The organism is Synechococcus sp. CS-197 (genome assembly GCF_025128215.1).
In the GTDB taxonomy this organism is placed as follows: Bacteria; Cyanobacteriota; Cyanobacteriia; order PCC-6307; family Cyanobiaceae; genus Synechococcus_C.
This window is the reverse complement of sequence record NZ_JAHLZC010000009.1, coordinates 94,563-107,743: the sequence shown is the minus strand read 5'-3', so window position 1 is coordinate 107,743 and position 13,181 is coordinate 94,563. Positions and strand designations below refer to the sequence as shown.

General features: G+C 63.8%; 13 protein-coding genes. 5 read left to right on the top strand and 8 right to left on the bottom strand.

Annotated elements, in window-relative coordinates:
- Positions 1-23: 23 nt before the first annotated feature.
- Both KQ296_RS02900 and KQ296_RS02895 read left to right on the top strand, forming a co-directional pair.
- Positions 24-1,238 carry an O-antigen ligase gene (locus tag KQ296_RS02900; RefSeq protein WP_041428331.1) on the top strand — a complete coding sequence of 405 codons (1,215 nt, stop codon included), beginning with the start codon at positions 24-26 and terminating at the stop codon, positions 1,236-1,238.
- Complete coding sequence (locus KQ296_RS02895) at positions 1,235-3,622, top strand: UvrD-helicase domain-containing protein (protein ID WP_011932170.1); 2,388 nt, start codon at positions 1,235-1,237, stop codon at positions 3,620-3,622. The genes KQ296_RS02900 and KQ296_RS02895 overlap by 4 nt, the downstream gene beginning before the upstream one ends.
- A 4-nt stretch (positions 3,623-3,626) precedes the next feature.
- Here KQ296_RS02895 and selD read toward each other — a convergent pair whose 3' ends face one another.
- The gene (selD, locus tag KQ296_RS02890) at positions 3,627-5,780 is read right to left on the bottom strand and encodes a selenide, water dikinase SelD (protein WP_011932171.1); all 2,154 of its coding nucleotides are present in this window, start codon (positions 5,778-5,780) and stop codon (positions 3,627-3,629) included.
- Entirely contained in the window at positions 5,777-6,853 is a 1,077-nt protein-coding gene (gene galE / locus KQ296_RS02885) for a UDP-glucose 4-epimerase GalE (RefSeq protein WP_011932172.1), read from the bottom strand. Before galE ends, selD begins: the two co-directional genes overlap by 4 nt.
- A gap of 73 nt (positions 6,854-6,926) precedes the next feature.
- Between galE and hisS the strand changes: the two genes are divergently transcribed.
- The 3 genes from hisS to KQ296_RS02870 are packed head-to-tail and all read left to right on the top strand — an operon-like array spanning position 6,927 to position 10,758.
- Complete coding sequence (gene hisS / locus KQ296_RS02880; RefSeq protein ID WP_011932173.1) at positions 6,927-8,252, top strand: histidine--tRNA ligase; 1,326 nt, start codon at positions 6,927-6,929, stop codon at positions 8,250-8,252.
- Between the two features lie 35 nt (positions 8,253-8,287).
- Entirely contained in the window at positions 8,288-9,730 is a 1,443-nt protein-coding gene (locus tag KQ296_RS02875; RefSeq protein WP_011932174.1) for a nucleotide sugar dehydrogenase, read from the top strand.
- Positions 9,727-10,758, top strand: coding sequence for an NAD-dependent epimerase (locus tag KQ296_RS02870; protein WP_011932175.1), 1,032 nt, complete (start codon positions 9,727-9,729; stop codon positions 10,756-10,758). The genes KQ296_RS02875 and KQ296_RS02870 overlap by 4 nt, the downstream gene beginning before the upstream one ends.
- A gap of 52 nt (positions 10,759-10,810) precedes the next feature.
- Here KQ296_RS02870 and KQ296_RS02865 read toward each other — a convergent pair whose 3' ends face one another.
- The 6 genes from KQ296_RS02865 to KQ296_RS02840 all read right to left on the bottom strand — a co-directional run bounded on the left by KQ296_RS02865 (position 10,811) and on the right by KQ296_RS02840 (position 13,114).
- The gene (locus KQ296_RS02865) at positions 10,811-11,011 is read right to left on the bottom strand and encodes a photosystem II reaction center protein J (RefSeq protein ID WP_011932176.1); all 201 of its coding nucleotides are present in this window, start codon (positions 11,009-11,011) and stop codon (positions 10,811-10,813) included.
- 11 nt (positions 11,012-11,022) lie between these two features.
- Positions 11,023-11,142: a photosystem II reaction center protein L gene (locus tag KQ296_RS02860; protein ID WP_006042407.1), complete on the bottom strand. Its 120-nt coding sequence runs from the start codon at positions 11,140-11,142 to the stop codon at positions 11,023-11,025.
- Between the two features lie 18 nt (positions 11,143-11,160).
- Positions 11,161-11,298: a cytochrome b559 subunit beta gene (gene psbF / locus KQ296_RS02855; protein WP_011932177.1), complete on the bottom strand. Its 138-nt coding sequence runs from the start codon at positions 11,296-11,298 to the stop codon at positions 11,161-11,163.
- A 9-nt stretch (positions 11,299-11,307) separates the two neighbouring features.
- On the bottom strand, positions 11,308-11,556 hold the full coding sequence (gene psbE / locus KQ296_RS02850) for a cytochrome b559 subunit alpha (protein ID WP_011932178.1): 249 nt from the start codon (positions 11,554-11,556) through the stop codon (positions 11,308-11,310).
- Between the two features lie 87 nt (positions 11,557-11,643).
- Positions 11,644-12,654, bottom strand: a complete 1,011-nt coding sequence (locus KQ296_RS02845) for a photosynthesis system II assembly factor Ycf48 (protein ID WP_041428332.1) — start codon at positions 12,652-12,654, stop codon at positions 11,644-11,646.
- Positions 12,655-12,685: 31 nt separating this feature from the next.
- On the bottom strand, positions 12,686-13,114 hold the full coding sequence (locus KQ296_RS02840; RefSeq protein WP_011932180.1) for a rubredoxin: 429 nt from the start codon (positions 13,112-13,114) through the stop codon (positions 12,686-12,688).
- Positions 13,115-13,181: the final 67 nt, after the last annotated feature.

Sequence of the window (13,181 nt, the reverse complement as noted above, 5' to 3'; positions counted from 1 at the left end):
TGGAAGCACAAGAGCGATAACGATTGACAGGATTGCCCCAACGCCTGGCCTCCCCTTGGCTGGATCTGTTGCTGCCGCTTTCCCTCCTCGGGCTGGCGTGGCAGCGCAGCGGTGATCCAGCGGGGATGATCTGGATCCTGGCGCTCTGGTGCGGCTTCAAGCTGCTGGGGAACGTGCCGGGGCAACCGGCCTATGCCGTACTGCTCGGTGTTCTGGCGGTGAGCGTGGGCGCTGTGATTCATCCGGTGAGCGTGGCGGCGCCCACCGATCTCATCCTCGTGTTGCTGGCGTTCGCCGCAGGCCTGCGCCAGTCACCGGCGCAATGGCCCCTGGCTCTCTGGATGGTGCTGGGCACCGTTGTGGTGTCGCTTCCGTTTGTGGAATTCGATCGACTGAACGGCAATCTTGATGTCATTCCCTGGTCTGTTCTGCGTGATCGTCTGCCGCAGGAAGCCCTTCGCATCCAGAAAATCACCATCAACCGCAGCGGATACCTGTATGGCCTGCTGGCCCTCGTGGGTTACGGGCTGTCCCGCTGGGAGATGCGGGTCTGGTGGTCCCGTGGGGCGGCGCTGATCGCTGCGCTCAGCTTTGTGTTGGCCTTTGGCACGGGCTCGCGGGCTGCGCTGCTCTTTCCGATTCTCGCTGTGGTCGGGGCTGAACTGTGTTGGCAGCGTCGCCAGTGGGTGGCTCGCCATGGCCGGGCCCTGGCGGCTGCCGTTCTCAGCCTGAGCCTGGTGTTCAACCTGCTGCTGTATGCCCCCTCCAGCCCGTTGGCGAACCTGAATCCCAGCGATGCCGGGCGTGCCCGCGTGGCTCAGTGCTTCGTGCTGCGCTCCCTGCGCTCGGGCCCTGATCTGTTCACCGGCCAGGGGTATGACCGGGTGTCGGAGTATTGCGCCAGCAAGGTGTTTCTTCCCGGGTACACCACGGGGATTCCCCACGCGCACAATGTGTTTCTGCAGGTGCTCGCTGATCACGGGCTTGTGAGCCTGGTGCTGCTGCTGATCGCCTTGGGGTTCACGTTTCAACGCCTGTTTCAGGGATTGGCCGGGGATCAGGGGCCGCTGTGCAGGCTCGCTCTGGCCTGTGCTGTGTTCATCCTGATGTCGTCTCTGGTGGAGTCCACCCTGTTGAAAACCTCCTTGCAGCAGGTGATCACCGGTTACCTCCTGGCTCTGGCCTGGATGCCGGGTGTGGCACGTCCCAAAGACAATGCCCGTACCATCGCCCCATGAGCTTTCTTGCCGGACTCAACGACGCCCAGCGCCGGGCGGTGGATCACCATGAGGGTCCTTTGCTGGTGGTGGCCGGTGCCGGCAGTGGCAAGACCCGGGCACTCACGCACAGGATTGCCCATCTGATTGGTGAGCATGGTGCCGATCCCGCCCAGATCCTGGCGGTGACCTTCACCAACAAGGCCGCACGGGAGATGAAGGAGCGTTTGGAGCTCCTCTTGGCCCAGCGTCTGGCGCAGAGCCAGTACGGCCAACCTTGGAGCACCCTGCCGCCGGTGGAGCAACGTCAGCTGCGTTCACGGATTTACCGGGAGGTCACCAAGGAGTTGTGGATCGGCACGTTCCACGCCCTCTTCGCGCGGATGCTGCGTTACGACATCGATAAGTTCAAAGACAGCGAGGGTCTGACCTGGACCAAGCAGTTCTCCATCTACGACGAGGCCGATGCCCAGAGCCTGGTGAAGGAGATCGTGACCCAGGAGCTTCAGCTTGACCCCAAGCGCTTCGAACCCAAAAAAACCCGTTGGGCGATTAGCAACGCCAAGAATCAGGGGTGGCTGCCCGATCAACTCGAGGCCAATGCCGAGGGTCAGCGGGGCAAGCTCACCGCCGATGTGTACCGGCGCTACCGCAAGGCCCTGGCGGCGAACAATGCCCTTGATTTCGATGATCTGCTGTTGCTGCCCGTGCAGCTTCTGCAGCAGAACGAACAGGTGCGCAGTTACTGGCACCGACGCTTCGCCCACGTGTTGGTGGATGAATACCAAGACACCAACCGCACCCAGTACGAGCTGATCAAGCTGCTGGTGACCGATGGCAAGGATCCCCAGGTTTACAACAACTGGGCTGGACGTTCGGTGTTTGTGGTGGGCGATGCCGATCAGAGCATCTACAGCTTCCGGGCGGCGGACTTCACGATCCTGATGGGCTTTCAGGACGACTTTGGTGATCAGCAGTCCGACGAGGCCACCCGCACCATGGTGAAGCTTGAGGAGAACTATCGCTCCACAGCCACCATCCTCGAGGCCGCCAATGCCTTGATCGCCAACAACAGCGAGCGCATCGACAAGGTGCTGCGTCCAACCCGCGGCGAGGGGGAGCTGATTTCGCTCACCCGCTGTGACGATGAGATCGCTGAGGCCGAAGCCGTGGTGCATCGACTGCGGATGATGGAGGCGGCCAACCCCGAACTCACCTGGGGGGACATGGCTTGCCTTTATCGCACCAATGCCCAGTCGCGTGCGCTGGAGGAATCCCTGGTGCGCTGGCGGATCCCTTACGTGGTGGTAGGTGGTCTGCGCTTCTACGACCGTCGTGAAATCAAGGACGTGCTCGGCTACCTGCGCCTGCTGATCAACCCGGCCGACACCGTGAGTCTGTTGCGGGTGATCAATGTGCCCAAACGGGGGATCGGCAAAACCACGATTCAGCGGCTCACCGATGCGGCCAATCAACTGGGCATTCCCCTCTGGGATGTGGTGAGTGATCCCGAAGCGGTGCGCTCCCTCGGTGGTCGCTCCGCCAAGGGATTGCTGCAGTTCTGTGAACTGATCAACGGCTTGCGTGAACAGCTTCACAACACGACTCCCTCCGACCTGATTCAGCAGGTGATGGAGCGCAGCGGCTACGTGAGCGAACTGATCACTGAAGGCACCGATGAGGCGGAGGAACGCCGGCGCAACCTGCAGGAGTTGGTGAACGCAGGACTGCAGTACCAGGAGGAGAACGACGAGGGGGATCTCGAGGGTTTTCTGGCCTCCGCAGCTCTGGCCAGCGATGCGGACAGCAAGGACACCGCCGCTGATCGCGTCACCCTGATGACCCTGCACAGCAGCAAGGGGCTGGAATTTCCTGTGGTGTGCCTGGTGGGCCTGGAGCAGGGGCTGTTCCCCAGTTATCGCTCCCTCGACGATCCCGCTTCGCTGGAGGAAGAGCGGCGACTCTGTTATGTGGGCATCACCCGGGCCAAAGAGCGTCTGTTCCTCTCCCATGCCAGCGAGCGGCGCCTCTGGGGCGGCATGCGCGAACCGGCGGTGCCGAGCGTGTTTCTCTCTGAGTTGCCGGAAGCGTTGGTGCAGGGGGAGATTCCCCGCTCAGGCGGAGCAGCGATCCGTCGGGAACAACGGTTAGACCGCCTTACCCGAGTGGATCGAGACCAACCCAGCAGCGCCCCTGCCAACGCGGTGCGCCGTCGTCAGGCCGGCCCGGCTCCAGGCAAGCGTTGGAGCGTGGGTGACCGGGTGCTGCACAGCAGCTTCGGGGAAGGCGAGGTCACGCACACCTTCGGCAGTGGCGAAAAGGTGTCGATCGCGGTGAAGTTCGCCGGCATGGGCCCCAAAATCCTCGATCCACGCCTGGCACCGATCGAGCCCATCGATCGCTGATCCGTCAGGGCGATGGCGCCTTTGCTGAATGCACAACGCCGATCCGGCGCCAGGGCTGCATTGGATCGTTCTCGAGACGCTGACTCACCTCTGGCGCCACACTGATCAGCAGTGGGCCGCAGGTTTGCGGGTCCACGAGCAGCTCCAGCAACGCGCGAGACCGTGCGCTCACGCTGGGGGTGTCGCCGAGGATCAGGGCCACAGGCGGCTCGCCTTGTTTCGTTGGGTCGAGCAGGCTCCAGGCGTTGCGGTTTGCAGGGGCCAGGCTGCTGGCGTGACCCGCCTCCAGAAGCTCCAGGGCCTGGGGCAGAGCAGGAATCGCGTTCGCTGTCAGGGTCACCCGCAGGCTTGGATTGCTCAGCATTTCGCCGAGATGGCCAAGCAAGCCGAAGCCGGTGATGTCAGTGGCGGCGTGGATGGCCCCAGGCTGCTCTTGCGTGAGCTTGAGAAGCGCATCCAGCAAGGGGTGCTGGCTCGTGGCCATCTGCTCCAGCGCGGTGTCGAGGGCTGTGGGCCGGGCTGCTCCGGCCATGGCCGCGGCGAAGAGTACGCCGGTGCCAAGCGGCCGGCTGATCAGCAGATGATCGCCAGCCTGCAGGGTCGTTTTCTGCCAGAACCCGTGCGCACACTGGCCGGTCACGCTCAGGCTGACCTGGAGGGATCGGCTCAGGGGAGCTGCGGCCATGCCCTCCCGGCTCTCCAGGGTGTGGCCGCCGATCAGCGGTGTGCCTTGGGGGTCGAGGGCTGAACGGATGCCGGCCAGGGTCTGACTCAGGAGGGAGGCCTGCTCTGCAGGCACCGCCTGGGGGAGGGTCACCACCGTTTGGGCGGCCAGCACCCGTGCGCCGCAGGCCCAGAGATCGGAGCAGGCATGCAGGGCGGTGAGTCGGCCGTTGAGCCAGGGATCGCTGACCAGGGCCGGGAACCCATCCACGCTCTGAATCAAAGCGTTGTCTGGTGCATCAGTCTGGATGGGGAGAAGCGCGGCATCCTCGGGCTGCACTTGATCGCCGGCCAGACCGGCGTCTCGCAGCGCCTGCTCCAGCGGCGCGGCCGGAAGTTTGGCTGCGCAGCCCCGACAGGCCATCGCTGCGTTGCTCTGCATGGCCGATGGGCGGCGGAACAGGGCCATGAAGCGGGCATCGATGCGGCGCTTCCAGCGCCAGAGCAGGGGGTGGGGACCGATCAGCTGGCTGCCGCGCAAGGCCCAGGCCGTTGGTTGACCGTTGCGGAAGCCGCCGAGCAGCTGCAGGGCTCTGCGCTGGGGGCGCCAGGGTTGCAGCCGTTGGCCCCGGATTGCCGCCTCCAGATTGCGCGCCAGGGGACTGGCGGCACGCACAGCCCAAACGCCAGAGGCGGGTCTGGGGTCTGACGTGATCTCGGCACAGTCGCCGGCAGCGAACAGTTGCGGGTGCCCTGTCACCTGCAGCGTGGAGTCGGTGAGCACCCTGCCGCTGGCGGGATCGCAGGGTAGACCGCTGCAGGCCAGCCAGGGAGGGGCGCTGCTGCCGGTGCACAACAGTCCTGTGCTGGCGCTGGATGGGGCCTCGCCGCTGAGCTGATGCACACCAGCGCGTTGCAAGGCCTCATGCAGCGATGGGTGCAGGTGCCCGGCGCGCACCTGCAGTTCCAGTGCACGGTGGGGCCAGCGTTGCCGCAGCGCCAGCACCGTTTCCACGGCGGCCAGTCCACTGCCGACAACGCGGAAAGGTGCGTCTGCAGCGCTTGCATCCAGGGTGTGCCGATCCTGAGCGCCGAGGTAAGCCAAGGCCGGCTCCAGAGGTTTGATCGGCATCAGAGCGCTCTCTGCTCCGGCAGCCTGACGGGTGATGGCCCCGAGGTTGAGGCTGAGCCATTCGTAGCTGAGATCAGGGCGTTGCTTGAGCTGCAGGCGCCGCGCCACTGGATCCAGGCCAGTGATCTCGGCCACCACCAGGGCCACCCCGGCCTGGTCCGCCAGGGCACGCAGATCGATCGCAACCGACTCCAGCTCGTACAGACCGGCAATCAGCCCTGGCACCATGCCTGAGTAAAGCGCTGTGCTGCTTCGGCTCACCAGGGTGATCAAGCCGGGAGGGCGCTGGTGGGGTTGCATCGCCCAGCGGCGCAGCAGCAAGGCGTGGCTGTGGCCACCGCCAGCCAGCACAAGGCTGCTCATGCGTTCGCTGGATCCGGCCCGTATCCCGAAGGATTGGCTGACTGCCAGGCCCAGCCGTCGCGGCAGATGTCGTGGAGATTGCGCCGCGTGCTCCATCCCAGCCGCTCCTTGGCTGCTGCTGGATCGGCCACCGTGATCGCCGCATCGCCCGCACGACGTTGCTGGATGCTGTGGGGGATGGGCCGTCCGCAGGCCGTCTCGAACGCCTGGATGACCTCCAGCACCGAGGCTCCATGGCCGCTGCCGAGGTTGAGGGTGAGCACCTGGGGGGACTCCTGCAACAGGGTGTCTAAGGCGGCGCGATGTCCCTCCGCCAGATCCATCACGTGGATGTAATCGCGAATGCAGGTGCCATCGGTTGTGGGCCAGTCGCCTCCGAACACGGCGATCTCGGGCCGACGGCCCACGGCCACCTGGCTCACAAAGGGGAAGAGATTGTTGGGGCGCCCGAGGGGGTCTTCGCCGATGCGACCGGAGGGATGGGCGCCGACGGGGTTGAAGTAACGCAGGCAGCCGATCCGCCACTGTTCCGGGGCGCTGGCTGCCAGATCATTCAGCAGGCGTTCAACCGCGGCTTTGGTGTGTCCGTAGGGATTGATCGGTTGGATCGGTGCGCCTTCTTTGATCGGTACCGCCTCGGGATAGCCGTAGAGGGTGGCGCTGCTGCTGAACACCAGGGTGCGGCATCCGAACTCCTGCATCGCCTTCAGCAGGCTCACCGTGCCACCCACGTTCACATCCCAGTAGTGCAGAGGGTTCTGTACGGACTCCCCCACGGCTTTGAGGCCTGCGAAATGCACGACGGCCTCAATCGGGCGTAAGTGTGCAGCTGCGTCGCTGAAGACCTGCTCAAGACAACGGGCGTCTCTGATGTCCCCACGCACCGGTCGGAGGCGTTGGCTGGATCGCTCAGAGGAAGTCAGCCCAGCCAGCTCTGCCACGCGCGTCAAGGCGATCGGCGAGCTGTTGCTGAAATCATCCAGCACGATTAAGTCGTGCCCTGCTTCGAGCAGAACCACGCAGGTGTGGCTGCCGATGAATCCGGCACCCCCAGTGACCAGAAGCTGCGCCATGGATTGACCTTATGGCAGAAAACAAACTCTGTGGCCATCGAAGGGCAGACTGATCTGCGATCTCAGGTGTTGTGTGAGTCAGCTGCAGAGCCTGCGCGGCATGGTCGATCTGCTGCCGGAGCAGACCCGCCGCTGGCAGGCGGTCGAAGCCGTCGCCCGTGACCACTTTCGCCGGGCTGGGGTCGAGGAGATCCGCACGCCTCTGCTGGAGGTCACTGAATTGTTCGCCCGCGGTATCGGTGAGGGCACCGATGTGGTGGGCAAAGAGATGTACAGCTTTTTGGATCGTGGGGAGCGCTCCTGCACCCTGCGGCCGGAGGGCACGGCGTCCGTGGTGCGGGCGGCGATGCAGCACGGTCTTCTGAACCAGGGTGCCCAGAAGCTCTGGTATGCCGGACCGATGTTCCGCTACGAGCGCCCCCAGGCCGGCCGCCAGCGCCAGTTCCATCAGATCGGTGTGGAGTGCCTGGGCGTCAGCAGTGCTCGCAGCGACGTGGAGGCGATCGCTCTTGCCTGGGATCTGCTGGCGGCTCTCGGTGTGCAGGGCCTGGAGCTGGAAATCAACAGCCTCGGCACCCCTGAGGATCGCCAGTGCTATCGCGCTGAGCTTGTGGCCTGGCTCGAGGCTCGCCGGGACCAGCTTGATGCTGATTCTCAGCAACGCCTCACCACCAATCCCCTGCGCATCCTCGACAGCAAGAACAAGGCCACCCAGGCTCTGTTGGCGGACGCCCCCACCTTGTTGGAGGCGTTGAGCCCCGAAAGTGCCCAGCGCTTTGCGCAGGTGCAGGCTCTGCTGCATCAGCTGGGGATTCCCTTCAAGCTCAATACTCGGCTGGTGCGGGGTCTGGATTACTACGGCCACACCGCCTTTGAGATCACCAGCGATCAGCTCGGAGCTCAGGCCACGGTCTGCGGCGGTGGCCGCTACGACGGCCTGGTGGAGCAGCTTGGAGGCCCGGCCACCCCCGCGATCGGCTGGGCTCTGGGCATGGAGCGCTTGCTGCTGGTGCTTGAGGCTGCGGCCAAGGCGGATCCTGCCGGAGCCGCTGCCCAGCTCACCATGTCAGCGCCGCCGGAGGTGTATGTGGTCAATCGCGGCGAAGCCGCTGAAGCCGTGGCTCTCAGTCTCACCCGCAGCCTGCGCCTGGCCGGTGTGGCGGTGGAGCTGGATGGCTCCGGTGCCGCGTTCGGCAAGCAGTTCAAGCGTGCTGATCGCAGCGGCGCTCCCTGGGCCGCCGTGATCGGTGATGAAGAAGCGGCCAGCGGGGTGGTGTGCCTCAAACCTCTCTTGCGTGAAGGCGGCGACCAGCGCCTGCCTCTCTCCGATCCAGCTGCAATCGTGACCATCCTGCACAGCGCCCCAAAATCCAGTCTGGAAAGTGAGGAAGAGCGATAACCTTCAGCGATTCTTGGCGCCGACTGCCCTCACCGATGCCTGCTGCTCCCATCCGCTCCATCTGCTGCATCGGTGCCGGCTATGTGGGCGGCCCCACCATGGCGGTGATTGCTGATCGCTGCGCCGACATTCAAGTCACCGTGGTGGACATCAACCAGGCGCGCATCGACGCCTGGAATGACCCGGATCTCAGCAAGCTGCCGGTGTATGAGCCCGGCCTCGATGCCGTGGTGGGCCGCGCCCGCAGCCGAAATCTGCGCTTTTCCACGGCGGTGGATGAAGCGATCGCCGCTGCCGACATGGTGTTCATTTCCGTGAACACCCCCACCAAAACCAAAGGCCTGGGCGCAGGCCAGGCCAGCGATCTGCGCTGGGTTGAGGCCTGCGCTCGCCAGGTTGCCAAGTCCGCCCAGGGGCACACCATCGTGGTGGAGAAAAGCACCTTGCCGGTGCGCACCGCCGAGGCCGTGAAAGCCATCCTTTCGGCAGCGCAGCAATCCGATCACGGGGAGCCCCGCAGTTTTGCGGTGCTGTCCAATCCCGAATTCCTGGCCGAAGGCACCGCAGTTCGGGATCTCGAATCACCCGACCGCGTGTTGATCGGTGGTGAGCATCCGGAAGCGATTGATGCGTTGGCGTCCGTCTACGGCCATTGGGTTCCCCAGGAGCGCATCCTGCGCACCAATCTGTGGAGCAGTGAGCTCTCCAAGCTCACGGCCAATGCGTTCCTTGCTCAGCGGATCAGCTCGATTAACTCCGTCGCAGCTCTCTGCGAAGCCACTGGCGCCGATGTGCGTGAGGTGGCCCGGGCGATCGGTACCGACAGTCGTATCGGTCCCAAGTTCCTGAATGCCGGCCCAGGCTTTGGGGGGAGCTGCTTTCAGAAGGACATCCTCAACCTGGTGTACCTCTGTCGCCATTTCGGCTTGCCCGAGGTGGCCGACTACTGGGAATCCGTGGTGAATCTGAACAGTTGGCAACAGCACCGCATCGCCCGCACGGTGGTGCAAAAGCTGTTCGGCACTGTGACCGGCAAGCGCCTGGCGATTCTTGGCTTTGCCTTTAAGGCCGACACCAACGACACCCGCGAAGCGCCGGCGATCCGTATCGCCAGGGATCTACTGGAAGAAGGAGCGCAGTTGGCCATCCATGATCCCAAAGTGGAGTCTGAGCAGATTGCCCGCGATCTGGGTTTGATCGCGAGTGAAGCCCCGGATGCAGAGTCCGGCCCCACCCGGGCCTCTCTCAGCGGCGAAGGCACCTGGTGGCCGAGCGCATCTGTGGCCGATGCCCTGGACGGGGCTGATGGTGTTTTGATTCTCACGGAGTGGAACGAGTACCGGCAGCTCGATTGGTCTGATCTGGCCCAGCGCATGCGTCAGCCCGCCTGGGTGTTCGACGCGCGCTCGGTGGTGTCGCGGGAAGCGATCCACGCGGCAGGTTTGCAGCTCTGGCGTGTGGGAGACGGTGACGCATGACCACGGATGCCAGGCCCATTCTGATCACCGGGGCTGCCGGTTTTATCGGCGCCGCTCTCGCGCAGCGCCTGCTCCAGCGTGGCGACCGCGTGGTGGGCATCGACAGTCTCAACAGCTATTACGACCCCTCCCTCAAGCAGGCTCGCCTGCAGCAGATCGAAGCCGTGGCGGCCCCTGGCGCCTGGAGCTTCTGTCACCAAGCGCTGGAAGCCGCGGACGCCCTGCAGGAGCTGTTTGCCCGGGAGAAGCCCCGGGTGGTGGTGAATCTGGCTGCCCAGGCAGGGGTGCGCTACTCCCTGGAGAACCCTGCGGCTTACATCCAGAGCAACCTGGTGGGCTTCGGCAACATCCTCGAAGGTTGCCGGCATCACGGGGTGGAGAACCTGGTGTACGCCTCCAGCAGTTCGGTGTACGGCGGTAACCGCAATCTGCCCTTCCATGAGCAGCAGCCGGTGAACCATCCGGTGAGCCTGTATGCCGCCAGCAAGAAGGCCAATGAATTGATGGCCCACACCTACAGCCATTTGTATGGGCTGCCGGCCACCGGTCTGCGTTTTTTCACCGTGTATGGCCCTTGGGGCCGACCGGACATGGCGCCGATGTTGTTCGCCAAGGCAATCCTGGCGGGCGAGCCGATCAAGGTGTTCAACCACGGCAAGATGCAGCGCGATTTCACCTACATCGACGACATCGTGGAAGGGGTGCTGCGCTGCTGCGACAAGCCCGCCACCGCCAACCCCAACTTCGATGCCTTGGCACCCGATCCGTCAACGGCGGCGGCGCCCCACCGGGTGTTCAACATCGGCAACAGCCAACCAACAGAACTGTTGCGCTTCATCGAGGTGATGGAACAGGCCTTGGGGCGTCAAGCGATCAAGGATTTTCAGCCGATGCAGCCAGGAGATGTGGTGGCGACGGCTGCTGACACGTCAGCTCTGGAGTCCTGGGTGGGCTTCAAGCCAAGCACTCCGATTGAAGAGGGAATTGCCCAATTTGCACACTGGTACCGCAGCTTTTACGGGCACTGAGCATAAAAAAAGCCGGCATTACAGCCGGCTTCAGAAAGTTTGCCCTTCAAGATCAGGCGGAACCAACACCGGTGTAGGAGCCGTAGAAGAACAGTCCCACCACGAACAGCACAGCCATACCACCAGCTGTGGCTACCAGCCAGAGGGGCAGGGTGCCTTCGGTCCAACGGGAACGCCAAGCGACAGCGGGGCGACCGTCGGGAAGACGATCGGGAATACGTCCGTCAGGAAGACCTGATTTCTTACCACTCATGATTGGAGTCCTCAGTTGAAGAAGTAGCTGGAGAAGAGGATGCCCGTGGTGAACACCACCAACAAGCCGAGGTAGAGGCTTGTGCGGTTCAGCTCAACCGGCAGGTTGTTGGGGTTGGGATTGCGCTCCATGGGATGTCAGGAAGGGGATCAGCGTCGGATGAACTGCATGGCGGCCAGCGCGCCCAGGAAAAACACGGTGGGAACGCCGAGTGTGTGAACGGCAAGCCAGCGCACCGTGAAGATCGGATAGTTGCGCGGCGTGGAGGTGGCGGGGGATTGGGTCATGGTTCAGCTTTATTGCAAACGGTCGTCGAGTTGGGACTTGCCCTCGTAGCGCTGGCTCACGACCGGAGCTTTGCTTTCGGTGGCCTGGAAGTAGGCGTCAGGACGGGGAGTTCCGAAAGCGTCGTAGGCCAGGCCGGTGGACACAAACAGGAATCCCGCCAGGAAGATGGAGGGCAGTGTGATGGCGTGGATCACCCAGTAGCGGATGCTGGTGATGATCTCAAAAAACGGGCGTTCCCCGGTGGAGCCGGCGGCCATGACTTCGGGCGTATCAGCTCGGTGATCCTAGGGGTAGGGCTCCGGCCATCGCGGCCGGGACCTACCCATGGTTACGAAGCGTTGCCCTTAGCTCACCGCCGTCCAGTGCAGCATCAAGCCACGCTCGCCGAGGAGGAAGGCGTGCTCCTGCCCCTGGCTGTCGTTGAACACAAAGCGGTTGAAATTGGTCGGTGCTTGCCGACTTTCGGGATCGCGCTCCCAGCTGTCGCCTCCATCACGGCTCACCAGCAGGGTGCCGTTGCCGCCTCCGGCCCAGATGGCACCGTCCTTGGACCAGGCCATGTCCATATACCCATAACCGTTGGTGATGGGGATGATCGGCTTGCTCCAGCTCTCGAAGTCCTCAGCAGTGTCATTGAGACGGATCTGTGCCCCCCGAGCCACCATCCAGAGGTTTCCATCGGGCTGGTAGCCAATGCTCTGCAGCCTCTGGCTGCTCACACGCTGGTGCACTTGCCACACGTCTTGGCCAGGCGTCCAGGTGGCATAGAAATTGCCCAGACTGCTCACACTCACGTAACTGCCATCGGCACCACGGCGCAGATCGCGGACTGCTCCGGCGGCGTCGCTCACCTTCGCTTCCCAGCTGCCGCCGCCGTCGCGGGTGCGGTAGACCGCGCCCACGTTGGTGGCCAACTCGGCACTGTCAGGACCCAGAGCGGTGATCAGGTAAGGCTCGCCTGGAAGTTTGGTATCCAGGAACAAGCGAGTCCAGTTCTGGCCGCCGTCGGTGGTGTGCATTAGCAGGCCAGGCTGCCCGGCAATCCAGCCGTCGTCTCCCTCAAAAGCGATGCTGAGCAGGCGGAAGTTCTCCTCGTCGGGGAGATCAAGGCTGCGTTCGTTCCAGCTGGATCCACCATCGTTGGTTTCCAGGATCAAGCGGTTGCTGCCCACCAGAAAGCCATGATCAGCGCTGGTGAACGCCACATCCAAGGGATTGGCGTCTGTGTTGAGGTCCACCACTTGCCAGGGACTGCTCGTGGCCATGGGAACCCGGGTGGTGACACAGCCTCCGAGACCGAAGCCGATGCAGGCCACCAGCACGAGCTGGATCAGGGGTTTGAGCAAGGAAGACATACCGGGCACGGAATACAACGGGGCAACGCGATCAGCGCAGGGAATAGAGCGAAAGGAAAAAGGCAAAGCCGAGGAGCAGGCCGCCGAAGATCAGAACATTCTTCTGCCCGGGGGTAAGGCGATTGACCCCCAGGCCGTAGTTGAGGTTCTCCTCGAAGCCGCTGGCCTTGGAACGGGGGCCGATGTCGCGGAAAGCACCAACCCTGCTGCGGCAAACCGGGCAGCGGAAACTGGCGGCATCCAGATCTTCAAAGGCAGTGCCAGTGGGGATCGCCAGCTTCTTCACCCCTTCCTCGGGGTCGTACACATAGCCGCAACTGCGGCATTCAAAACGGTGCGTGCGTGGATCACTTGCCTCGGCGAGCGTCTGCTCAGCGGGCGTCTCAGGAGCTTCCTGAGGGGCTTCGGATTCAGCGTCTGCAGCCACAACGTTCTCTGGGGCCTGTGATTCGTCGCTCACCGTCGCTCATCCGGGCTGCATCACTCTATCGGCGTGATCAGGGCAAACGTCAGATGGTGGCTGCAAA